Below are 21,570 nucleotides of genomic sequence, written 5' to 3' on the forward strand. Positions count from 1 at the left end.
TTGCTTCGTAGGCCTCCCCAGAGGTACAAGGGGGTTATCGCTAAAGCACCCCTTTTCAAGCTCACTCTATATTTTTAGCGGATTTGGATCTATGGTTTCTGTGCTGCCTACAGGTGCTTTAGGCTTGAGGACTTGTTCTTTTTAGCGTATTCACCCCTGTACTTACCCTACTTTTACGCACCATAACGATTACTGTGCGCGCCTTTTCATTATGACCTAGATTGATGTGTTCTATTCCTTTTTTTTACTCTAGGCTTTATTATATTTGTATTATTTTTTGATCATTACATAGTATATTTAATTCTATTTTACAGTTAAAGTACTATAAATGCTAGCCTCTTTTACTACTGCTGCAGATTTTTTACTTATTGCAAACTCAGCTTCGATATCTTTCAATCTGGTATTTCATGATTTACGAAAAATAATTCTACCTTTGAATAGTCTAGTCTACGTTTACATCCTAAACGTTTTTTAGCATGGTATTTTCCGTCTTTCTTAGATCGATTACGCTATCATAGTTATTTTTACGGTTCTTTCATTAGTATTGAATGTGTACGTTAGGAATAAACACAGAGCAAGCTCACAAGAAAAATTTTATAAAAATACAGCCATCGTTATGAAACAAGCTGAATATACAGTATGCTCAATGCCTACCACTGAATATTTTCTACTAAATTATATTGAGATTACCTCTAGCGCTGTAAAAAAAAGAGGAAAAAATGGTGCACGCGTTGGAATTGAACATCCTAGCTCTCTTTCAAAAGAGCGATAATCCAAGATCTGAGAAAAAAACTTTATGTCAAGATATGTTCTGCCGAAGGTTGCCTCAACATTAAGAATTTTGGTCATTCAGAACATTTCTTACCGATATAAAGAGTACTTTGAGCAATAATACAGTGCGAAATTTCTTTAGAAATTTAAATTTAGAGTAATTTTAAGCGCTATTTCCAAAAAACGTACCTCAAACCGTGGCAAGCTTAAGGCATATTACTCTATACTTTACTGCTCCTCACTAAGACTCCAATGAAGCAGAAAATCTTATAAAGCCATTGTATAAGATCACTAAATGGGATGACAGTTTTCTATGGAAGCGTTTAGTGAAAAATTTTCATGAGGCCGCACTAGAGAAAAACAATAGTCAGCTTGAGTCTGGGAGAAATGTTTTATAGAATAAAAGTTCAATAGCCTCTAAAAGATTAAATTATGAATACTTGGATTCCATTAATTTCCCGCCGCGTATATAAGCTTTTGGGACATGAAGCAGCAGATCTTCTCCAAGGAATCTCTACAAATGATATGAGGCTATTACGCCATCAAAATGGAATATTTACAGTTTTTTTGAATCGTCAGGGACGCTTTCTTGCAGATGCTTTTGTGTTTTATCATGAAGGGCAGTTGTACTTAGAGTACGATATTTCTCACGATAAAATAATTCAAGAATTGTTCATCAAGTACGGTCCTTTACATACCGTTCAGCTTCAGAATATGCCTTGGCTTGTGTTAAGCTTTAGTGGACCAGAATCTGAACCTCTTTACAAAGCAGTCAAAGCTTATGTTCAGGAACGCTGTGGTATCATGTTTCGGGATCCTCGTCATAGTCATTTAGGAGTTCGAGTAGTGATTTCTTACGCACACTGGCACGAAACTCCACACCCTCTATGTGTTCCAGAGTCAGAAACACACTATCGTACTTTGTGTATTGAAAACGGCATTCCTAGTGGCGCTCAAGATCTTATCTCAGAACGTACGTTAATTTTAGAGTATTTTTACCATTTTCACCATAGTATTTCGTGGAGTAAAGGATGTTATGTAGGACAAGAAGTACTAGCAAGAACTTTTCATCAAAAACTTTTTCGTAAAGGATTATTTCGTATCACACACCTCCAGTGCTCAGTAGTTCCCAAAGTAGGAGACGCAGTATTTGACACGAACGGTCATGTTCAAGGAATTTGGGGAAAAGTGTGTTCAGGGCAAGGCCTACTTTCGTTAGAAGAAAGTTGGGCTCTTCAATGGGTAAACACACAAAATTTTGAGTGTCGTGGTGACAATGGAACGGTTATCACCGGAAAGTTATTATCCAGTATCACGTTGCCTATCGCTTGTCCTCAAGGAGTGTAACCTCTTATGTCTGATAAAAAAATTTCTATGTTTTTTTATGAAATTACTCTACCCTTTTGGAAACAAATTATGGTACTAAGTTTCCTTTCTTTAGCATGGGCTGCTATTATTACGCTACAGCCCGCCCTTGTTAAATCTATTATTGATGTGGTAACAGGTCCTGCTGGTGTTCCATTTTCTAAAAAACTTACAAAGCTCATGGTTTGTTATTTGCTGTTAGGATTAGGTTTTTGTTGGATTAATTTTTATTACGACACCATGATTGCCCAATTTTTTCCAGCTCAACGGGAATATATTACGTTGAAGCTGATGCGCCGTATGATGAGAAAACCGCTTCAGTTTTATCAAAAGCATTTTTCTGGGAATTTAACCAATAAGATTAATGATATCGTAACTTTTGCACCCAATATCATTGAGATTTTGATTGACAACTTCTTGACATGTTTTTTTACTTTAGTATTTGCTATGTACAGTATTGCAAACGTACATCCGCATTTTGCCTGGGCATTGTTAGCTTGGTTAAGTATTTTTTTGGGGGGATCATTAACTTTTTTATTTTCTAAAAGCTATTTAGCACACCGTGCAGCAGAATCTCGTTCTCGAGTAACAGGAAAAATTGTAGACGTTTTTTCAAATATTACCAGTGTTCAACTTTTTTTTAGACACGCTTTGGAATTAAAACGTATACGCCGCCAAACTCAGGTAGCAGTTCAGAAAGAAAAAGAACGGGATTATTTTTTTCGTATGCTGCATTCATTCCAAAGTTTATCTTTTGCTTTTTTTGAAGTATTATGTTTTTTATGGCTTTGGCAAGGTGTTCAATCTCGTACCATTAGCGCCGGAGAGTTTGTTCTAGTACTGACATTAAATGTACAGATTTTAGATCAGTTTTGGACTCTTGGAGCAGAAATACGAGAGTTTTGGGAAAAATTAGGATCATTAAAACAGGCACTTTCCGTAGTATATTGTGAAACGCAGATCCTAGAGTTAAGCTCTTCCCATCCAGATCTCTTAGTTTCCGAAGGACAAATTACATTGCAGAATGTCGATTTTTCCTATGACCGACAAGCTAACGATCTACTTTTTGCTAATTTTAATCTCCACATTCCTGGAGGACAAAAAGTAGGCATCGTGGGCTTTTCAGGAAGCGGTAAATCTACCTTTATTAATTTATTACTGAGAATTCATGATGTTCAAAAAGGCCAAGTGTGTATAGATAATCAAAACATTCAAAATGTAACATTATCCAGCCTACGACAAGCAATTTCTGTTATTCCCCAGGAGTGCATATTATTCAATCAATCTATTTTAGATAATATTTTGTATGGTCGTCCTGAAGCAACGTTTGAAGAAGTTCAGGAAGCGGCTAAAAAGTCTCAAATTCATGACATTATTCAAGCGTTGCCTCAAGGCTATGATACAATGGTAGGAGAAAGAGGAAATCGTCTTTCTGGAGGACAGCGGCAGCGTATTGCCATCGCAAGAGCAATATTAAAAAATGCGCCCATTCTAATTTTAGATGAACCAACCAGCAGCTTAGACGGAATTACAGAAGCAGAGTTGCAAAGGGCATTTTCAGAAGTAATGTACGGAAAAACTGTTTTATTTATTGCCCATCGTTTAAATACTTTACTCAATATGGAACGGTTGTTGGTTTTTAGTGCTGGTAAAGTGATTCAAGATGGTACTCACGACTCGTTAATTCTACAAAATAACGGTATGTATCGAAAATTATGGAGTTTACAAATGCGGGGATTAAAGGAAGAATCATAAACGCTTTAGACAAAATCTAAATGAATTTTTCGTAAGATCAAAAAGAAAGAACTGATGAAGATTCAGTGTTCAGAATAAATACATTATTGTTCAAAATCTTTTGAAAGATACAAAGTTGAATCCATCCAATTGAATGTTTTTTTCCCAATGCAAGGTTGAGGTTCAAGCACAGCATGCGCTTTGATTTTCCTTGCATGCGCTTTGATTTTCCTTAAAAATTCGGACCTAATATTGATGCGGATGTCGACCCCTTGCTCAAAAAATCCCAAGTAAGTACACACTGTTTTCCCGGAAATTTTTCTTTCTTAACCTGAGACGTAATACTCCCTCTCCCATCATGAATACGCACTGCATGCACAAGACGTTGGTGAAGAGTTCTCGTGCTGTGAATAACACGTTGACTTTTGACGCTCCCAAACCTTCTTTTATCGATAGTACCCAGAAAAAGACGCTTCTTTCGCTCCTTTTAAACACTCATTCTTTACTAAATCCGCAAAAAATTTTTGCAAATTCCAAGTCTTCCATAATTCCCAAAAAAAATAGTGCTCGATACGCTCCCAATCTTTATCGTTTAAACCCCTTAGAGATCCCATAAATTCTCTCTTTTAGAAAATTTACAGTAAACTCTTCGTAATGTTCAACGCATTTTTAGAATCGGTGCGTAATAGATTTTTACATTTCATACACATTAGATGAGGGGTATACTGCTTCAAATAGAATTTCACACAAATGAACCCAGTCTATTGAAAGCCTCAATCCCATTTTTCGGCATTACCTTACTCCGTTTCATAAAAAACTCAAGTGATGTAGCCGACTAACTATAGAACGGTTATAATAAAAAAAAGAGAAGATATTTAAAATTGTCGTATTCGGGGGATTTTTTTCCTAAAGAGTGAGCTATGAGGAATCGGGTAGATATTTTGGAATGGGTCAGCAGACAATAGACAGAGTACGCGTTTAGAACCGAAATTTGTTCCCTATAAGCCAGCCCGCACAAGGGACATAGATTGTTTAGAACACGATATCACAATATATCCTGATGCCCATCAGCCAGAGCGCTTTGGGGGTAGCGCTGTTGGCGTTTCGAAAGCCCTGAGATGTCTTGATGTTCGCGATAAAAAAACTTTAAATCATCCAAAAGTAGATCCAGAAAAAAGATCTGTATTGTACCAAAAGCATGATGAATTAAACAGAAAAGTTAATGAACGTGGAATTGCCCATGATATGTCAAAAACGCACGGGTATTCTGTAAAAGGGAAGCGTTGTTACGGAAAACAGCATTGGGGTGCCAAAAATAGAATCAAATGTATAGAACAAATGCTCTAGGCCCTTTAAGGGGCTCTACTTTAGGAGCCATATTACTTAAGAATTCTGTAGAGGTATTGCTTTGTTGGGTAGAGGAAATGTTCCTAACGAATATCCCAGAAAACCGTGGTAGTGTCATAGATAATTCTGCTTTCCATCAAGGTAAACCTATGCAGAAAATGATTAAGAATTCTGGTCATACTTTACTTTAAATACCTCTTTATTTTCCTGATCTTCATCCTATTGAGAAAAAATGGGCTCACGATAAAGGGATCAGACGTTCTACACATTGTTCAATTGAGGTATTATTCTTTATAACCGTTCTATCGTTAGTTGGCTATATCCTACATCATGCGGTATGAGGGGCAGTTCTTTGATCCGCCTTGTGCGTAAAGCTGGTCTATATTAGTAATTCAAACTGTTTCATTGACTTCTCCCCAGAGTCTTTGATGGTTTCGTTTCAAATTAAATTTATAAAGTGGGGCCAATGGTTAAAGCATTCTTGTACACCAAGCGCTTTTAATGCTTTTTCAGTGTTCTGGGGATTAGAAGAAAATCTTGTATACCCAAAAGTTTTAATGCCCGCGCTTATTGCAGCACTAGCGCCTGGAATGCTATCTTCCACCGCGATACACTGCTGCGGTGTCGCGTTAAGCTGGTGCATCGCATAAAGATAGACGTCTGGTTTGGGTTTAGGGATAGTGCCAGATTCAAAAAATGAAGTCCCAAAGAGTTGAGCAAGTTCTGAACCTCTTCCATTACTGATACTGGAAGAGGCTGAAAAGAATAAGAAAGCAAGAGGTGGAAAACCAGATGCGCTAGCGATGGAAAAAAGGCTATTAATGTGCATCTTCATAGGGGATATCAGAGAGTAGTGGTTATAAAACTATCAGATGGATAGAAGATACGTTCATCAAGCATCCTGATTTTGCTTTGCCAGGTAAGAAAGCACTCCTTAAAAGCGATATGGAATATGAAGTTGTCCTTATTGATAAGGGTCAAGAATAAGAAGCGTATAAAAAATCGCAACAATAAGCAGAAAAACTTTTATTCTGGAAAGAAGAGAAGACATACTTTAAACAGTCAACTCGTTGTAGATAAGAAGACGAAACAAGTTATTTATACAGCTTGTACAAACGGAAAACGTCATGATTTTAGGCTGATTAAAAAATCTGGAACCAAAATACATCCTACAAGTGCAAGGGATTACTGACACTGGATACCAAGGAATACAAAAGCTGCATATCAAATCCGAATTGCCAAAAAAGAAGATAAAAAGAAAAATCAAGATCTGGCTCGCGAAAGAATAGCCAATTAAAATGTCATAGGTATGATTAAACGGTTCAAAATCATATCTAATCAATACAGAAATAGACGTAAACGATTTGGACTCAGATTCAATCTAATAGCAGCTATTTACACCATGGAGTTATCCTGACATCTCGTTATGCAGGCGGTCTAATCCAACATCTGAGAAAAAGAGAGTACATAGACTCTTTGCAATACTACTCACTACTTTCTGTGTGTCAGTATATGTGCTTTCAAAATCTACAAAAACTTTAAGGACTTCGGTTATTCAAAATTGAGTTGCTTTAGAACGCTTCTGCTCCACAAAAAAAAGTATCCCGGAGAATGATACAGTGTTCAGATTCTTTGCGTTTTTAAACATTATTTCAGAAAAAACCCCACACGCATCATGAAAATCCTAAAGCATGAGCGCTTTTTGTAGGGCAGATTTATCCCATATCTTAATCTCTGAAATGATAAATAAGTTCTCCGTATTTTTTTGATACATAGGGAAGTTTCTCTACCCTATGTTAGAACTTTTGTCTAAATTGGACTCAATACGTTATTCTCTCTTGTCTCTCGTTACCAAAAAGATTCAATTTATACTTTCCCAGAATAACGATGTAAAATAAGTGCTGTTCAGTAAAGAAAAAAAAAATACTAACTTTTGTGCCGTGAAAGAGAATTGAACTCTTGACCTCACCCTTACCAAGGGTGTGCTCTACCACTGAGCCACCACGGCCTTTCAATACACCATGCCATGTCCTGAAAAAAAATACAAGTCCTTAGCTGAGGAGATTTTCTCCGTAAAAACAGAGAAAAGTTTAAAAAGTTCCCGAAAAGGGGTGGTCAGCAAATCCATGATTGGTGTCTCGGTGATTCATTTCATCTTGAATAATTGCCTCGATTACTTCGTTTAACTGAGCATCGTGAGGTAAATTCCAATACTCAATGGCGCGCATGGGAGCGGGAATATTTTCAACCGTACCTTCATTGATGGCGTTTAGATATTTGGTATAGCTGTAAATCGCTTCTTCTTCAAAATATCCTACCATGCGGTGTGCTGTGGAAGGAGAAATAAAATATAAAAAAAAGAAAAATGTAAAAAATCCAAATTGCCCGCTATAAATCATCACTTTTTCTTTCCAGCCCAAAGGTACAATGTCACAAAATACTTGGTAATGCATGCGCTCATTTTCTGCTTCTGCATGGAGCAATTGTATTCGACCTAGGTCTCCCCATTGCTTACGAATACATTTCAAATGAATAAATAAGCCTGCTACTACTCCAGGAATTGCTGCAATGGTCTCAATGACCAAAGCCCGACGGTCATGGCGGTGACGAAATACCATATCTGCACCCCAGCGAAAAATTTTGCAAAAACTTAGTGCAATATAATCTGAAAATTTTGTTGGCTTGTGATGAAAGGTGTAGGTCAAATGTATGTCTCCTTTTTAGTCTAGAACACAACGTAATCCATATAGAAGAGTGAAATATTTTCTTTTCTAGTTCTTATGATTTAGAAAAATAATACTATATTTTTTATATTATGTATTTAGTACTGTATTTTTATTTCCTTTTTCTCTATTCTATACATAACAGAAAATTTATTTTAAAAAGTTTATGTTTTGAAATTTTTTATATTTTTTTATGGGAAAATTTAAGTGTTTAGAGGTACGTGTGTCTGGTATTCAGAGGGAGTAGTATGCAAATTTCTTACGCATAGTAATGGACTTACTTCATGAGCTTCTTCTACCTAAATGGTAATTCATATTTTTCCTTTTGAAAGGCTCTTTTCTTTGTGGTGTAAAGACGCTACAATGATGGGAAAATAGTATCCAGAGAGAAGCTTTTTTTACCTTTCGTAAAAAAGTTTCAATCCAAATAACACTGGAAAAGCCGCTTTATGGACGATAACTTTATGGACTTTGTTGAACCTTTTACTCCCCAGACTCTTCCAGGGGATCCTTTTTCTTGTATAGGACACGTAGTACAGGTCATTGGTTCTATTGTAGACGTGAAGTTTTCCGATAAACTTCCTAAAATTTTAGATGCGTTGGTGGTAGAATCTTTTGAAGAAAATAAGCCAGGAATCGTACTGGAGGTTGCACAGCATTTGGGGGAAGACGTAGTACGTACCATTTCTATGTCCTCAACCGATGGTATGGTACGAGGACTAAAAGTTTACGGTACGGGAAAGCCTATTCAAGTGCCTGTGGGGAAAAAAACCCTAGGCCGTATTATGGACGTTACTGGGAGAGCTATTGATGACGGCCCTCCCATTGAAAGTCAAGAAAAATGGTCTATTCATCGCCCTTCCCCTGCTTTTGTAGATCAAAATCCTAAAAGAGAAATTTTGTTGACAGGTATTAAAGTGGTAGACCTTATTGCACCCTATGCCAAAGGAGGAAAAATTGGTCTTTTCGGAGGGGCAGGATTAGGGAAAACTGTATTAATTACGGAGCTCATCCATAATGTTGCTAAAAATCATAAAGGGTATTCAGTATTTACGGGTGTAGGAGAGAGAAGCCGAGAAGGAAAAGATTTATATCAAGAAATGATTGATTCTGGTGTTATTCAGTTGGAAGGAGAATCACAGGTTGCGCTCGTGTTTGGTCAGATGAATGAGCCTCCTGGTGCTAGAGCTCGGGTGGCGTTAACTGGCTTAACTGTAGCAGAATATTTTCGTGACGTAGAAGGGCAAAATGTTTTGTTGTTCATTGATAATATTTTCCGCTTTACGCAAGCAGGAGCGGAGGTATCTGCACTCCTGGGACGAATTTCTTCTGCAGTGGGATATCAACCAACCTTGAGTACCGAAATGGGAGCACTCCAAGAGCGTATCACCAGTACCATTCGTGGATCTATTACCAGTGTACAGGCTATTTATGTACCCGCAGACGATTTAACGGACCCCGCTCCCGCGACTTCTTTTACTCATTTAGATGGTACTATTGTTTTGGATCGTCGTTTAGTAGCAAAAGGGATCTATCCTGCAGTGGATCCATTGAACTCCAGTTCTCGAATTTTAGAGGCAGATGTTCTTGGTTTACGCCATTACAAAGTTGCTACCGGAGTCCAAGAAATTCTTCAAAAATACCGATCTTTACAAGATATCATTGCGATTTTGGGTATGGATGAGCTTTCAGAAGAAGATCGGTTAGTGGTGAGTCGAGGCCGTAAAATAGAACGATTTCTTTCCCAACCTTTTTTCTCTGCGGAAGTTTTTACAGGCATGCAGGGAGCATTTGTATCTTTAGAAGATACTATTTTCGGGTTTGAGAGTATCTTAACAGGTTTATGTGATCATATTCCAGAAGCTGCATTTTATATGGTAGGAAATCTGGAAGAGGTAAAGTGCAAAGCACATCGTCTTTCTCAAGAAAAAGTATAATATGCACAGTTTTCCAGAGAGAGCTACCTTTCGTGTTACACTGAAGCATATTAATCGGGCTGTCTACTCAGGAAATATTGAACGCATGATATTTCCTACTTCCACCGGTGATCTCGACATAGGGCCAGATCATTGCACACTGTTTCAAGTAGTGACGCCGGGATGGATTAAACTGTGGCCTGTACAGGAAGTAACTTCTCTTGAATTTTTAAGCACTGGTGGTGTATTGGAAATACTGCATAATCATGCGATACTGGATGCGTTTCATTTGGTGGAAGCTCATCAACGTCCCCAAGTAGAATCACTTCTTAAAACCTTGCATAATTTTTATCATGATTTCTAGAAATGAAATTTGGAAACTATTTCAAGAGCGCATAGGCTATAAGTTTAAAGACACAGAGTGGTTGAAGAAAGCATTGACTCACTCTAGTGCAGGAGGTCAAGATTTTGAGCGTCTAGAGTATTTAGGAGATCGTTTGCTAAGTGCAGTAATGACACTATGGATTTTTTCTACCTACACGCAAGATCGAGAAGGCACTATGACAAAACGGCTCGCCTATTTGGTAAGCGGTCCTCGTATCCATCACGTCGCTCTTCATCTAGGAATTTCTGAAGTTTTACGCATAGATAAAAGACAAGATCCTACTCAGCCCCGCCTTGTGATCGACGGGTGTGAGGCGTTGATTGCTGCTGTTATGTTGGATTCAAAAAATTTTGTAATTCTTCAGCAATGTATCCATAATTGGTGGAAAGATTTGTTTGTACAGGCCCGTACTGTTCCGCTAGAAGCCAAATCTGTGCTTCAAGAATGGACTCAGAGTAAAGGGTACGGTCTTCCAGTCTACACCATAGTCCATACTTCAGGTCCTTACCATAAACCGATATTTGACGTACAGGTGTGTATCGGTACCTACCATAGCTTTCGAGCTTCTGGAGGATCTAAAAAAGAAGCAGAACAAAAAGCTGCCCAAATTGCATTGAACACGTTGGCGCAAGAAATGGTCTCCGCTCCCTATTATTCAGGAGAAATATTATGAAGTTTCTTACTCCTCTCTTCTGGTTAAGACTTAATTTTTTGCTTCGAGCCTTGGCTGGTAGAAGGTATCTAAATCCATTTAAGGCTGCGTATCACGATTTGGAGATTTCTTATGAATAAACTTACTTCTCCACGCTGTGGATTAATTGCGATAGTGGGGGCACCAAATGCTGGAAAATCTAGTCTTATCAATGTATTGGTGAGAAATAAAGTAACGATTATATCGGATAAACCCCATACCACTCGTCAAGCAGTTTATGGCATTGTGTGTCACGAATTCTTACAAACTATTTTCATAGACACTCCAGGGTTGGTATTAACTCCTCAAGATCTTCTTCAAACTCGTATGCGTCAAACTTCTCGACAAAGTTTGAAAGAAGCCGATGCGTCTATTGTGGTCATTGATGTTGAACGAGCTTACCATAAAGCAAATCGTATCCTTTTAAGACAGAGTCTTCAACAGCGAATTCCTACAGTAGTAGTATTGACAAAAATTGATGTTTGGAAAGATAAAAGCCGTTTATTACCCCTTATCCAATCTTACCGAGATCTTGAATCAGAAATAGTAGGCTTTTTTCCCGTCTCTAGTCATACGCATCAAGGTATTGAAGTACTAGAGGAGGTACTACGTAAGCTTTTACCTGAACGTCAATGGATCTTTCCAGAGCATACGCTTACTCAAATTTCTTTTGAAACGACACTTTCAGAACTCACAAGAGAGAAGTTATTTTCGTCCTTACATCAAGAAGTGCCCTACAAATTGGATGTAATCACAGAAAAATGGTACTGGAGAAAAAATAAACACATTAAGCAAAAAGAACTCTGGGTATGGCAAAATATTATTGTAGAAAAAGAAGGGCAAAAGAAATTAGTTTTAGGACAAGAGGGAGGCCGAGTTCGCCACGTAGGATTTTTAGCTCGAACAGAAATGCAACTTCAACACCAATGTCCAGTACATCTTTTTTTACACGTCACTATAGATCCTACATGGATGCAGCGTGCTTATGGATAAGAAAAAAAAAGGTTTTTTCTTTTTGGATTGGGGAAAGTGCGTGTTTGCACACAGTGCTTTTTATACCCTGAGTTTCGGTGTCACTGTGTTAGGTGCTTTAACCTTTCCGTTGATATGTTTAGGGCCTGTATCCTGGATCCATAAAGTAGCCCGGTGGTGGTGTGCTTGTCTCTTAACAAATGCACGCTGGTGTTTAGGGATTACTTGGAAGACAGAAGAATTTCCTGTATTGTCGCCTCATGGTGGACTTTTGGTAGCCTGTGCGCATCAATCTGTTTGGGAGACCTTAGTTTTAAATCTTTTACTACAAGCGCCAGCGTTTGTATTAAAGGATACATTGATGCGTATCCCTGTACTAGGATGGTTTTTTCATCGTATGAATATGATTCCTATTCCTCGTGGAAGAGCTCTTTCTAAAACGTTTCTTCAAAAAGCACAGAATGTATTAGAACAAGGTCGTCCAATTGTTATTTTTCCTGAGGGCAGGCGTGTAGCTTTTGGGAGACCTGTGCGGTGTCAGCGGGGAATTTTTTTTTTATATCATAAGCTTCACCTCCCTGTGTTACCTCTTAGTCTAAACTCAGGACTGTTTTGGCCCGCAAGGCGTTTTTTCAAAAACTCAGGCTGTATTACGATACAGGGGCACCACCTCATTAATCCGGGCTTAGATGAAGACACGTTTCAGCGCACATTATCTAAGCTGCTTCAAGAAGGAAATGAGGTCTTAGCTCAGAAAAGTATAAGTTGAAAAATTTTTAACCTCTTGACAATAATTTACGATTTTGTTTCAATGTGAATGTAGTACGTTAGATAATTGGTAGGTCTATGTCTAAAAAAGTATTAAAAGATTCAAAAACTCACGAAAATTTAAAAGCTGCTTTTGCAGGAGAATCTCAAGCCAATCGTCGCTATGAATACTTTTCTTTAAAAGCAGACCAAGAAGGTTTTTCTGGTGTGGCGGAGTTGTTTCGTTCTACTGCCCGAGGAGAAACAGCCCATGCGTTTCGCCACTTAGACTTCTTGTCTCAAGTAGGGGATCCTGTAACAGACCTTCCCATTCGTTCTACTGAAGAAAATTTAGCGTCTGCTTCTGCTGGAGAACGTTATGAATATCAAGACATGTACCCCGGAATGGCAAAAACTGCCCGAGAAGAGGGATTTGAAGAAATTGGCAACTGGTTTGATGTTCTGGCTAAGGCAGAGCGCATTCATGCTGCAGGGTTTGAAAAAGCATTAAGTAAGTTACGCACAGAACAGCATTCATTAGATTTATCAGCACAAGAATAGATCAAAAGGATATATCGGGCTATGATAAAGTGTGAAAAACTTAGGACTATAAGTAATGTTTGAAAAATCTATTATCTTTTTTTGTTTAGCAGGGCTAACAGGGGCTGGAAAAACAACTCTTTCTGAAGCAGTTTCCAGATTAGGAAGTATTGAAAATATTCAAAAAATTACAACACGCCCCCAACGTGAATCAGATTTTGCTGAAGAATACAAATTTATAAATTTAGAAACCTACAATAAATTGCGTGAACAAGGATATTTTGTGCTTCAGACGGAGTTTTACGGGCATTATTATGCCATAGATAAGCGTAGTATTGGGAATAAATGCGAAAACATGAGGTTTATTACGCCTTGGGCTTTTGGGAATAACAATGAATGCGCTCCGTTTGTAAAGTGTCTGGGAGTTTGGCTGGAAGTATCTCAAGAAGAACGTGCCGCAAGAATGTTAAAGAGAGGGGATAGTCCAGCGCTTATTACCCAACGTCTAAAGATGGAAGCGTCAAGTGATTTTCAAAGTAAGTATGTTATTCAACAACGTCAGCAATGTCACAGAAGTATAAATGCCCAAATTCCTTTTCAAGAAGCCGTAAACCAAGTTCGTCAAATTGTTTTAGATACAAGACCTGGTTTTTTTTCGGCTTCAGAACAATAAACATCATCTTTCCTAAACCCCTATTGTGAATAACTTCTCTGTTTTCTTCACGTTAGGTTATGAAAGTTGTTAAAATTGTTAAAAAATAGAGGTCCATGAAAAGAAAACGAAGTAATATGGAAGGTTCTACGTGAAAACTTTTTATGTTTACCACTTGGCACAATTCCTTTGTTTACCAACAAAGTTTCTCACTCTTGTCAACATTTTACTTTGATCAATCAAGGCGATCATTTTATTCATGGGGAAACTTTAAGACATATACACTAGGGAATGTCGAAAATTATTTTCGCCTATAGCAAAAGATTTCAGTAATAAACGTAAAAGTCATATATAAAATATCAAGGATGTTCTACCTGGTTTCCAGAGGTCTAAAATTTTTTATAATCAATTAAGTTAAAATTTGAGTACTAAAGAAATGAAAAAACCATCGTATATTGTAGCCTAAAATTGTTCTATTTTCTTTAAATCAAGAGAATACGGTGGGGAAAAATCACGCTATATCCAAGAGATTCAATCTATTCTTTTGTCTTTGGAGACTTATTAAATGTAGTTACTACACCTTATCCAAGGGGTTATTAAAATCTCTTCAACCCAAATTTCAAGTCGTCTCGTATTACAAGCTCTATTGAAACCCATTGACTTATGATTAACATACCCAGTTATAATAGTTGTTTACTTGTAAATATTTTTCACTTTTTTTACTAATACGTTTTTTCTCTTTTCTCCCTATTCTCTGCTTTCGAAAGTGCTGATCTTAATGCGACTTTGATCAATATATACAAGAGGGTGAAACAAGATATCTTTTATATTTTCTTGGTCAGCTTTACACTTTTTTTATTTGCTTCCAAATATGTATAGGCTTTTTTTTACACCTGTATCCTAATTTACGAAGCCAACATAACGCTTCGAAAGCACTTATACTAAAATACTCTCCCGTTTTAGATAAAATAAAATTAGTATTGCTATTTACTCTTTTTTTACCGCCTATCTTTTTTTCTAAATAGTTTTCTTTTGATTGATATTTTTTATACCAATCACTTACTGTGTTTAGTGCTTTTTCAAACTTTGTTGAGACTTTTTCGAAACTATTTCTTTTTTCTACATATATTACTACTTTTTTTTGAATATCTTTGCTATAGAATCTAGGCATTTTCTTTTAAAATAATATATCTATATGCAAATTTCAACTTAATTTACTATAATTTATTGCACATGAGCTCTGTTATGAGCAATTTTTTAATTTCACTGATTTATTACTCAAGCAATAGAACACGTTTTATGTGGGTATTCTTTTTAACATTAATGACCTTTTGGTCTGAAAAAACCTTATTTCCGTGAATGTAACAATTATCTGGACAGTATTGATCACACATCACAAAACACAATTCAATCATTGAGATAAAAGAAAATAAAAGTGGGCTCTTAAACCCAGGTATAATAACATTGAACGAGTTTGTTCAGCGCACAGTCTTTAAAATTCTTACTCAACACTAAACAGTCTATTGAACAACGTAAAACAAACATTACAAAAAAGAAATGTAAATCTCTCTATCATGGGGTATAGTATTGATCACGATGATTATGAGTACGCCAGAGAACTCATTTCTCCCTAACCTCTAAAATATGCTAAGAGCACCCTGTCTAAGCACCCTCTAATACTTTTTCCTTTAAAAATACCCGTCCTCGGCGGTAACGTCGTTTTAACGCCTTGAGTTCAAACGCTTTTGCCATTTCCATCAAGCCAGGGTTTAAATGTTCATGATGCTCTTTTGTGGGTTCAAAGCCATTGTTTACTGACGATAATTTCCCATGACTTTCAACAGTGTCTCTACTAAGAGAAGAAAAGCTTTTAGAGTCGTAATTTGCATCCAAAGATGATTCTTCAGCTGTTTGAGAACTTTCTATAGTAGAAACTTGAGCACTTGGCTCTAAATTTACAGTATCTGAAAGACCAGAAGGTTGAGTATTAGGTTTTCTTCGTCCATATCTTCGAGATTTTTTCACCGGACGTCCCACAGACTGTTCTTCCAAACTTTCAGAAAATGTCGAATTTTTAACAGACTCTTTGCTTTCCGATACAGTATCTTTATATCCTTCCACTGCTCCTCCTGCTTCTCCGTTTACTTCTGGAGTAATGGGAGAAGAAAGAGATTTAGCTGAAACTTTTTCTGCATCTGAGCTTTCACAGGGCGTTGAATTTAAAAGAGAAAGTTCAGAAATGCTGGGTAGATTTACCATCTCTACAGTATCAAATTGTCGCTCAGGCTGTATATGAAGCTGAATAGAAATTCCCATACTTTCCTCTAATTGCGTTAAATATTTACGATATTGATTGGCTAAAACATGCCCAACCTCCATAGACACTTTAACCGTTAACTGACTAGTGGGAGAAGAACGGGACGCATGTCGCGCTATATCCCTCAACACGCGCATAGCAAGCGCACTGTCAGACAAAACATATCCATGCCCATGGCATGCATGGCAAGGCTTGGCAATACTTTCAAATAAACTTTGACGTAATCTTTGACGAGACATTTCTAAAAGACCAAACTGACTAATCTTTCCCATCTGAATACGGGCTCGATCTACTTTTAAGGCGTCTTCTAAAAGTTTTTCTACTTGTCCATATCGATGAGATGGCATATCAATAAAATCAATCACAATTAGACCTGATAAATCTCTTAATCTGAGCTGTCTTCCAATAGCTTGAGCAGCCTCTAAATTTGTTTTGAGAGCAGTTTCTTCCATAGCACGCTCTCGAATAGATTTTCCAGAATTTACATCAATAGACACCAGTGCCTCTGTTTGATTAATAATCAAATAACCTCCAGAAGGAAGAAGCACAGTAGGTTGATACAAATCAGAGATCATAGATTCTAATGAATACTTTTCAAATAACGTACATTCTGTTTCCTGGTATAATTTAACACGTTTTCGGTGAGCCGGCATAAACATCTTCATAATATTTTGAGCTTTTTTAAAACTTTCTTTGTCTTCTACCCAAATTTCTTCGATGTCATTGCTATAAAAATCTCGAAAAGCCCGATAAATGAGGTCATTTTCTTCACATAACAGCATCGGAACTTCTTTCGCATTTTTTGAAAGTTCTTCTATTTTTGTCCATACACGCGTCAATCGATCATAATCCCGTTTAAGTTCTTTTTCTGTTCGTCCCAATCCAGAAGTGCGCAAAATAACGCTCATTCCTTCAGAAATATCTAAGTTTTCCGACATTTCTGTCAAGTGTTTCCTTTCCGCCTTGTCGGTAATTTTTCTAGATATTTTTGTTTGACCTGGACTATTAGGCATAAACACAATAAAACGCCCCGCCAAAGAAATATAGGTTGTAAGCGCTGCCCCCTTATTACCCCTTGCATCTTTTACAACCTGAACCAATATAATTTGGCCTTTCTTAATAACATCTTGAATGCGGGGAGTAAAATTTTTTTGCCGTACCGATTTTATCTCGTGCTCTGGAGGCTCTTCATTTTCCCCCCCCTCTAAAGCAAGATGAGGCTGTACTGAAGTGGAATGAAGCTCTGGCGTTTTTGAGTTCTCCAGAATATTTTCTTGGGATTCTTTATTCTGATAGTACCCAGGATGAATTTCTGAAAAAGCCAAAAATCCTTGCTTTTTCTCTCCAAATTCTAAAAAAGCAGCCTGAAGGGCAGCCTCTACACGAGTTACTTGGGCTAAGTACACGTTTCCTTTTTTCAACCGTTTGAAAGAAAGTTCATGATCAAACTCTTCCAAAACACCGTCTTTAACAACCGCTACACGAGTTTCCTCACCATTAAAAGAACGATCGATAAGAAGAGCTTTTTTTAGATATGTTTCTTGCATTGCTTTCTCACACTAGACTTGACGGATACTTAATTGTATTTTACCACTTTTATCCACATCCAGTACCCGTACTTGTACAGCTTGTCCTTCTTTAAGATATTCAGAGGGATGAGATAATCGCTTCCCTACCACAATCTCTGTGACGTGGACCAATCCATCTTGAGGAAAACCAAAATTTACAAAAGCTCCAAAATCTAAAAGTTTTTTCACTACGCCGTCATAAATATTTCCTATTACAGGTCCCTGAGTTAACCGCTGAATAGCCTTTAATGCAAATTCCGCATCTTCAGCGCGATAGGAAAAAATACTTACTTTTCCATCTTCACCAATATCAATTTTTGATTGACTGGCATCGCACAACTGCTTAATGTGCTTTCCTCCAGGGCCCACAAGATCTCTAATCTTATCTACGGGAATTTTAATATGGCTCATGCGAGGCGCATGAACACTGACTGCATCTCTGGGTGTACTAATGGTTTGCTGTTCCATTATACGCAAAATTTGTAAACGTCCTACTTTAGCTTGAGCTAACGTTCTCTCAATGATATCAAAAGTTAAAGCTCTAATTTTTAAGTCCACTTGAAGGGCTGTTACACCTTGTGCGCTACCTGCAACTTTAAAATCCATATCCCCCAAAAAATCTTCTGTTCCAGAAATATCCCATAAAATAACATCTTCTTCCGATGGAGTGCCGCCTGAAATTAATCCCATAGCAATTCCTGCCACCGGTGCGGTCAATTGAATTCCTGCATCCATTAAAGCAATAGATGCACCACACACCGTTGCCATGGAAGAAGACCCGTAAGATTCAGTGATTTCTGATACCAAGCGTACAGTACAACTTAAATCTTTGGGAAGTAAGCTCACTAATGCTTTTTGTGCTAAACGCCCATGACCAATTTCTCGTCTTCCCGGAGCAAACATTTTACCTACTTCTCCTACTGCGTAAGGAGGAAAACTGTAATGAAGCATAAAATACTCTCGTTCTACCCCAGAAAGACGCTCAATCATTTGACTGTCTTCTTGACGACTTCCTAAGGTTACTGTAACCAAAGCTTGGGTTTTTCCTCGAGTAAAGAGTGCGCTTCCATGGCATCGGGGTAACAATCCTACTTCACATATAATGGGACGAATCTCATCCCAACTTCGTCCATCTAAGCGTTTTTTTTGGTGAACAATGTACGCTCTTGCGGTTTCTCTCCACTTATTGTAAAAATATCCCTCCAGATGCTCTGATGCTTTTATTCCTTGATTTTCATGACAGAATTCCTTCCAAGAAGACAAAGCACGTTCAAGACGAACACTACGATCTTCAGTATCAGAGACTTCACACGCCTCATCCAATGCATTCTGAAACACTTGTGGAAATTCTAAAAGCTTGTGTTCCAAGGATTCTCCCATAAAAGAAACAGGACTCACTGCGGATTTAAGCCATAAAATACCCTCAAAAATGGGTTTCAGTGCCTGGTGACCAAATTTTAAAGCTTCTAAAATAAACGCCTCATCACAAGCGGACGCTTGGCATTCCACCATAGAAGGACCGGAAGGCGTTGCTCCCATCAACAGATCAAATCCTCCATTGAAAGTATGTAAAATAAACTCACCTTTATGATACCCCACGCGCACTCCTGAAGATATTTCTTGTACAGGAAGTCCCGAAACTGCCACAGCGGCGGAAGCACCAATCATAGAGAGCACACCAGGATCTGTCTCTGTGTCATAACTAAGAACGGTACACACAATTTGAATTTCATGACAAAAATGTTTTGGAAATAAAGGTCTTAACATGCGATCAATGTATCGAGAAACCAACGTTTCGTACTCAGAAGGTTTGCCTTCTCGTTTAATAAAGCCGCCGGGAATACGTCCCGCTGAAGAAAACTTTTCCTGATAATATACAGAAAGGGGAAAACCACTTCCCAAAGGATACGCTTTTCCCACACACACAGTACATAATATGACTGTGTCCCGATGCCGGACAGTGACCGCTCCTAAAGCACGTCGGGCAATACGTCCTACTTCTAAAGTGAGCGGAAATCCTACCCACTCTATTTCTTTTGAAATAATGTTAAAAAAAGGAGATTCCATGATCACCGACGTAACTCCAAAGCTGAAAGAATGGCTTTATATCGTTCCTCATCCTCTCTTTTTAAGTAATCTAATAAACTTCTTCTTGCACTACGCTGTCCCTCGAGCCCCCTGCGACTGTGCACATCCTTTTTATGATGTTTCAAATGTTCAGAGATTTCAAAAATTCGAGCAGTACATAGTGCAATTTGCACTTCTGGACATCCAGTATCTCCCGGTTTTTTCTCAAACGTTTCTACAATTTTTTTCTTTTTTTCACAGGACAACGCCATTTATATTCTCCATATTTAAGTTTGTTTTTTTACCCTTGAATCCACAAAACAACGGTACGGCACAAGGCCATACGCCTCTCCCTTAGCTAAACATATCATCTTTTTTTGATATTTACAAACCCAAAATTCGGAAAAAAAAGGTAAATCTAGGTAAAGAGGCAGGCCATTCCAAAGACGCACGGTCTGTTCTTGCGTAAGATCTATTTCTGGAAATTTTAATCCATAGTCCATAGGATACATCCATTGCTGAGCATCTTGAGGGCACAGTTCAGTGACAGTGTCTACATTGACTGCTTCAGTGCTGCTAAAAGGCCCTACAGAAACGCGCGTCAACTTAGAAACGTATGCTAAGGTTCCCAGAGCTTCTGCTAAATCCCCTGCAAAAGCGCGTACGTAGGTTCCACTGGAACACAGGATCTCAATTTCAATACTGTGTCCATCGTAGGCTGAGGCCTCTGTAATTAAACGTGCGGTATGAATTACAATGGGGCGCGGAGGTAAATCTAAGATTTTTCCTTTTCGAGCCCAAGTATACGCAGGCTTTCCATTAATCTTGACAGCTGAATACATACAGGGTTTTTGAAAAGAAACACCTAAAAATTTAGGTAATACCTGTGCCACTGCCTCATACGAAGGACGAACTGAAGATTCTCTGATAATTGTACCCGTGAGATCTTGAGTATCCGTGGCGCGTCCCCAAACACACGTAAATTGATACATTTTTGGAAAGTCCAATAAAAAAGGAATCATTCGAGTGCCCCAACCAAAAGCAATAGGCAAAATTCCCTCTGCAAAAGGATCTAAAGTCCCAGCATGTCCCACTTTTACAGAACACCCAAGCCAACGTTTAACACGACGATCAATGCGCGTACACACAATGCCAGGCTGTTTCCAAACCACTAACCAACCATGTAAATTCATATTTCTATAGTATTTTTTCCAAAATTTTAAAAATTAATAAGTATCGAGGAATGGACATTTTCTTAACCCTAAAAACGTCCCCCAGGAGAGAGTCGAACTCTCATGCCTGTACAGGCAGTAGATTTTGAGTCTACCGCGTCTAACCGTTTCGCCACCAGGGGTCTAAAAATAACTATACCATACCTTTTTTCAGTCCTCAAGACTGTCACAGTTAGGAAGATTAGTTAAAAAAAAGAGAAATGTCCTTTTCAAAAGCTTGTTTTTTTGATTAAATTTTATTATAGTCGTTTGATTAATATAACGTGAATAGAATAATACTGTAAAAAAAAATTTAAACATATAGTATAAACTTAATAAATAAGTTAAAAAGTTTTATAAAAAACGTCTCTGTACAGGACAAAAGTTTATCTCCCTGTAAATACCAGCTCAATTACAGTTTTTTGATTAAAAATTGACGCAATATCATTCACGAAATTGTTAACCGAACGATCAATTTTAAAAAATAATTCCCGCAGCAGATCCAAGCCAACGCGTAACACGCTTTTTTCCAAACGACCATGCTTTTTCTTTTTGATAGGGGCT

20 protein-coding genes, 2 tRNA genes and 1 pseudogene are annotated in these 21,570 nt (G+C 37.8%); 13 read left to right on the forward strand and 10 right to left on the reverse strand.

Annotation, left to right across the window (positions count from 1 at the left end; genetic code table 11):
- Nucleotides 1-616 precede the first annotated feature (616 nt).
- The 3 genes from HCUR_RS09195 to HCUR_RS04840 all read left to right on the forward strand — a co-directional run bounded on the left by HCUR_RS09195 (nucleotide 617) and on the right by HCUR_RS04840 (nucleotide 3,891).
- Nucleotides 617-772, forward strand: coding sequence for a hypothetical protein (locus tag HCUR_RS09195; protein ID WP_207760927.1), 156 nt, complete (start codon nucleotides 617-619; stop codon nucleotides 770-772).
- Between the two features lie 431 nt (nucleotides 773-1,203).
- A complete protein-coding gene (gene ygfZ / locus HCUR_RS04835; protein ID WP_104207002.1) occupies nucleotides 1,204-2,118 on the forward strand; it encodes a CAF17-like 4Fe-4S cluster assembly/insertion protein YgfZ in 915 nt (304 codons plus the stop codon).
- Nucleotides 2,119-2,124: 6 nt separating this feature from the next.
- Nucleotides 2,125-3,891 (forward strand): ABC transporter ATP-binding protein, encoded by a 1,767-nt coding sequence (locus HCUR_RS04840; RefSeq protein WP_104207003.1) that lies wholly within the window; start codon nucleotides 2,125-2,127, stop codon nucleotides 3,889-3,891.
- Nucleotides 3,892-4,316: 425 nt separating this feature from the next.
- Here HCUR_RS04840 and HCUR_RS08680 read toward each other — a convergent pair whose 3' ends face one another.
- Complete coding sequence (locus HCUR_RS08680; RefSeq protein ID WP_165780776.1) at nucleotides 4,317-4,484, reverse strand: hypothetical protein; 168 nt, start codon at nucleotides 4,482-4,484, stop codon at nucleotides 4,317-4,319.
- A 571-nt stretch (nucleotides 4,485-5,055) separates the two neighbouring features.
- On the opposite strand from HCUR_RS08680, the gene HCUR_RS08685 reads away from it, so the two are divergent.
- Together HCUR_RS08685 and HCUR_RS09620 are read left to right on the forward strand one after the other, a co-directional pair.
- On the forward strand, nucleotides 5,056-5,217 hold the full coding sequence (locus HCUR_RS08685; RefSeq protein ID WP_165780777.1) for a hypothetical protein: 162 nt from the start codon (nucleotides 5,056-5,058) through the stop codon (nucleotides 5,215-5,217).
- The gene (locus tag HCUR_RS09620; RefSeq protein WP_243397284.1) at nucleotides 5,196-5,408 is read left to right on the forward strand and encodes a hypothetical protein; all 213 of its coding nucleotides are present in this window, start codon (nucleotides 5,196-5,198) and stop codon (nucleotides 5,406-5,408) included. Before HCUR_RS08685 ends, HCUR_RS09620 begins: the two co-directional genes overlap by 22 nt.
- A 248-nt stretch (nucleotides 5,409-5,656) precedes the next feature.
- On the opposite strand, the gene HCUR_RS04850 is transcribed toward HCUR_RS09620, so the two are convergent.
- The gene (locus HCUR_RS04850) at nucleotides 5,657-6,052 is read right to left on the reverse strand and encodes an HAD-IA family hydrolase (protein ID WP_423751896.1); all 396 of its coding nucleotides are present in this window, start codon (nucleotides 6,050-6,052) and stop codon (nucleotides 5,657-5,659) included.
- On the opposite strand from HCUR_RS04850, the pseudogene HCUR_RS04855 reads away from it, so the two are divergent.
- Nucleotides 5,961-6,634 (forward strand): annotated as a pseudogene (locus HCUR_RS04855) (transposase family protein); the annotation flags it as partial. The gene HCUR_RS04850 and the pseudogene HCUR_RS04855 overlap by 92 nt on opposite strands.
- A 519-nt stretch (nucleotides 6,635-7,153) precedes the next feature.
- Here HCUR_RS04855 and HCUR_RS04860 read toward each other — a convergent pair.
- Together HCUR_RS04860 and HCUR_RS04865 are read right to left on the reverse strand one after the other, a co-directional pair.
- Nucleotides 7,154-7,225: transfer RNA gene (locus tag HCUR_RS04860), tRNA-Thr, on the reverse strand.
- Nucleotides 7,226-7,307: 82 nt separating this feature from the next.
- The gene (locus tag HCUR_RS04865) at nucleotides 7,308-7,922 is read right to left on the reverse strand and encodes an alternative oxidase (RefSeq protein WP_104207005.1); all 615 of its coding nucleotides are present in this window, start codon (nucleotides 7,920-7,922) and stop codon (nucleotides 7,308-7,310) included.
- Between the two features lie 482 nt (nucleotides 7,923-8,404).
- Here HCUR_RS04865 and atpD point away from each other — a divergent pair, with 482 nt between their 5' ends.
- The 7 genes from atpD to HCUR_RS04900 all read left to right on the forward strand — a co-directional run bounded on the left by atpD (nucleotide 8,405) and on the right by HCUR_RS04900 (nucleotide 13,864).
- Complete coding sequence (gene atpD / locus HCUR_RS04870) at nucleotides 8,405-9,877, forward strand: F0F1 ATP synthase subunit beta (RefSeq protein ID WP_104207006.1); 1,473 nt, start codon at nucleotides 8,405-8,407, stop codon at nucleotides 9,875-9,877.
- A 1-nt stretch (nucleotide 9,878) separates the two neighbouring features.
- Nucleotides 9,879-10,220 (forward strand): hypothetical protein, encoded by a 342-nt coding sequence (locus tag HCUR_RS04875; RefSeq protein ID WP_104207007.1) that lies wholly within the window; start codon nucleotides 9,879-9,881, stop codon nucleotides 10,218-10,220.
- On the forward strand, nucleotides 10,210-10,914 hold the full coding sequence (gene rnc / locus HCUR_RS04880; RefSeq protein WP_104207008.1) for a ribonuclease III: 705 nt from the start codon (nucleotides 10,210-10,212) through the stop codon (nucleotides 10,912-10,914). Before HCUR_RS04875 ends, rnc begins: the two co-directional genes overlap by 11 nt.
- A gap of 111 nt (nucleotides 10,915-11,025) precedes the next feature.
- A complete protein-coding gene (era, locus tag HCUR_RS04885) occupies nucleotides 11,026-11,925 on the forward strand; it encodes a GTPase Era (RefSeq protein ID WP_104207009.1) in 900 nt (299 codons plus the stop codon).
- The gene (locus tag HCUR_RS04890) at nucleotides 11,918-12,673 is read left to right on the forward strand and encodes a lysophospholipid acyltransferase family protein (RefSeq protein ID WP_104207010.1); all 756 of its coding nucleotides are present in this window, start codon (nucleotides 11,918-11,920) and stop codon (nucleotides 12,671-12,673) included. Before era ends, HCUR_RS04890 begins: the two co-directional genes overlap by 8 nt.
- Nucleotides 12,674-12,750: 77 nt before the next feature.
- Nucleotides 12,751-13,212, forward strand: a complete 462-nt coding sequence (locus HCUR_RS04895) for a rubrerythrin family protein (RefSeq protein WP_104207011.1) — start codon at nucleotides 12,751-12,753, stop codon at nucleotides 13,210-13,212.
- 55 nt (nucleotides 13,213-13,267) lie between these two features.
- The gene (locus tag HCUR_RS04900; protein WP_104207012.1) at nucleotides 13,268-13,864 is read left to right on the forward strand and encodes an AAA family ATPase; all 597 of its coding nucleotides are present in this window, start codon (nucleotides 13,268-13,270) and stop codon (nucleotides 13,862-13,864) included.
- A gap of 823 nt (nucleotides 13,865-14,687) precedes the next feature.
- Here HCUR_RS04900 and HCUR_RS04905 read toward each other — a convergent pair.
- From HCUR_RS04905 to HCUR_RS04930, 6 genes are all read right to left on the reverse strand, one after another.
- Nucleotides 14,688-15,014: a hypothetical protein gene (locus HCUR_RS04905; protein ID WP_104207013.1), complete on the reverse strand. Its 327-nt coding sequence runs from the start codon at nucleotides 15,012-15,014 to the stop codon at nucleotides 14,688-14,690.
- A 491-nt stretch (nucleotides 15,015-15,505) separates the two neighbouring features.
- Nucleotides 15,506-17,707, reverse strand: coding sequence for an Rne/Rng family ribonuclease (locus HCUR_RS04910; protein WP_104207014.1), 2,202 nt, complete (start codon nucleotides 17,705-17,707; stop codon nucleotides 15,506-15,508).
- Between the two features lie 12 nt (nucleotides 17,708-17,719).
- The gene (gene pnp, locus HCUR_RS04915; protein ID WP_104207015.1) at nucleotides 17,720-19,795 is read right to left on the reverse strand and encodes a polyribonucleotide nucleotidyltransferase; all 2,076 of its coding nucleotides are present in this window, start codon (nucleotides 19,793-19,795) and stop codon (nucleotides 17,720-17,722) included.
- Nucleotides 19,796-19,797: 2 nt separating this feature from the next.
- Entirely contained in the window at nucleotides 19,798-20,067 is a 270-nt protein-coding gene (gene rpsO, locus HCUR_RS04920) for a 30S ribosomal protein S15 (protein ID WP_104207016.1), read from the reverse strand.
- A 15-nt stretch (nucleotides 20,068-20,082) separates the two neighbouring features.
- On the reverse strand, nucleotides 20,083-20,988 hold the full coding sequence (truB, locus tag HCUR_RS04925; RefSeq protein ID WP_104207017.1) for a tRNA pseudouridine(55) synthase TruB: 906 nt from the start codon (nucleotides 20,986-20,988) through the stop codon (nucleotides 20,083-20,085).
- A gap of 77 nt (nucleotides 20,989-21,065) precedes the next feature.
- Nucleotides 21,066-21,149 (reverse strand) — tRNA-Leu (locus HCUR_RS04930).
- Between the last annotated feature and the right edge of the window lie 421 nt (nucleotides 21,150-21,570).

The sequence above is a fragment of the Holospora curviuscula genome, from assembly GCF_002930195.1.
GTDB lineage: Bacteria > Pseudomonadota > Alphaproteobacteria > Holosporales > Holosporaceae > Holospora > Holospora curviuscula.

What these genes read in the sequence shown, in the direction of transcription:
- atpD (WP_104207006.1), top strand. Translation starts at nt 8,405, where the DNA reads ATGGACTTTGTTGAACCTTTTACTCCCCAGACTCTTCCAGGGGATCCT.
- HCUR_RS04895 (WP_104207011.1), top strand. Translation starts at nt 12,751, where the DNA reads ATGTCTAAAAAAGTATTAAAAGATTCAAAAACTCACGAAAATTTAAAA.
- HCUR_RS04850 (WP_423751896.1), bottom strand. Translation starts at nt 6,052, where the DNA reads ATGAAGATGCACATTAATAGCCTTTTTTCCATCGCTAGCGCATCTGGT.
- HCUR_RS04910 (WP_104207014.1), bottom strand. Translation starts at nt 17,707, where the DNA reads ATGCAAGAAACATATCTAAAAAAAGCTCTTCTTATCGATCGTTCTTTT.
- rnc (WP_104207008.1), top strand. Translation starts at nt 10,210, where the DNA reads ATGATTTCTAGAAATGAAATTTGGAAACTATTTCAAGAGCGCATAGGC.
- HCUR_RS04900 (WP_104207012.1), top strand. Translation starts at nt 13,268, where the DNA reads ATGTTTGAAAAATCTATTATCTTTTTTTGTTTAGCAGGGCTAACAGGG.
- rpsO (WP_104207016.1), bottom strand. Translation starts at nt 20,067, where the DNA reads ATGGCGTTGTCCTGTGAAAAAAAGAAAAAAATTGTAGAAACGTTTGAG.
- HCUR_RS04840 (WP_104207003.1), top strand. Translation starts at nt 2,125, where the DNA reads ATGTCTGATAAAAAAATTTCTATGTTTTTTTATGAAATTACTCTACCC.
- HCUR_RS04905 (WP_104207013.1), bottom strand. Translation starts at nt 15,014, where the DNA reads ATGCCTAGATTCTATAGCAAAGATATTCAAAAAAAAGTAGTAATATAT.
- era (WP_104207009.1), top strand. Translation starts at nt 11,026, where the DNA reads ATGAATAAACTTACTTCTCCACGCTGTGGATTAATTGCGATAGTGGGG.
- HCUR_RS09620 (WP_243397284.1), top strand. Translation starts at nt 5,196, where the DNA reads ATGTATAGAACAAATGCTCTAGGCCCTTTAAGGGGCTCTACTTTAGGA.
- HCUR_RS04875 (WP_104207007.1), top strand. Translation starts at nt 9,879, where the DNA reads ATGCACAGTTTTCCAGAGAGAGCTACCTTTCGTGTTACACTGAAGCAT.
- truB (WP_104207017.1), bottom strand. Translation starts at nt 20,988, where the DNA reads ATGAATTTACATGGTTGGTTAGTGGTTTGGAAACAGCCTGGCATTGTG.
- pnp (WP_104207015.1), bottom strand. Translation starts at nt 19,795, where the DNA reads ATGGAATCTCCTTTTTTTAACATTATTTCAAAAGAAATAGAGTGGGTA.
- HCUR_RS04890 (WP_104207010.1), top strand. Translation starts at nt 11,918, where the DNA reads ATGGATAAGAAAAAAAAAGGTTTTTTCTTTTTGGATTGGGGAAAGTGC.
- HCUR_RS09195 (WP_207760927.1), top strand. Translation starts at nt 617, where the DNA reads ATGAAACAAGCTGAATATACAGTATGCTCAATGCCTACCACTGAATAT.
- ygfZ (WP_104207002.1), top strand. Translation starts at nt 1,204, where the DNA reads ATGAATACTTGGATTCCATTAATTTCCCGCCGCGTATATAAGCTTTTG.
- HCUR_RS08680 (WP_165780776.1), bottom strand. Translation starts at nt 4,484, where the DNA reads ATGGGATCTCTAAGGGGTTTAAACGATAAAGATTGGGAGCGTATCGAG.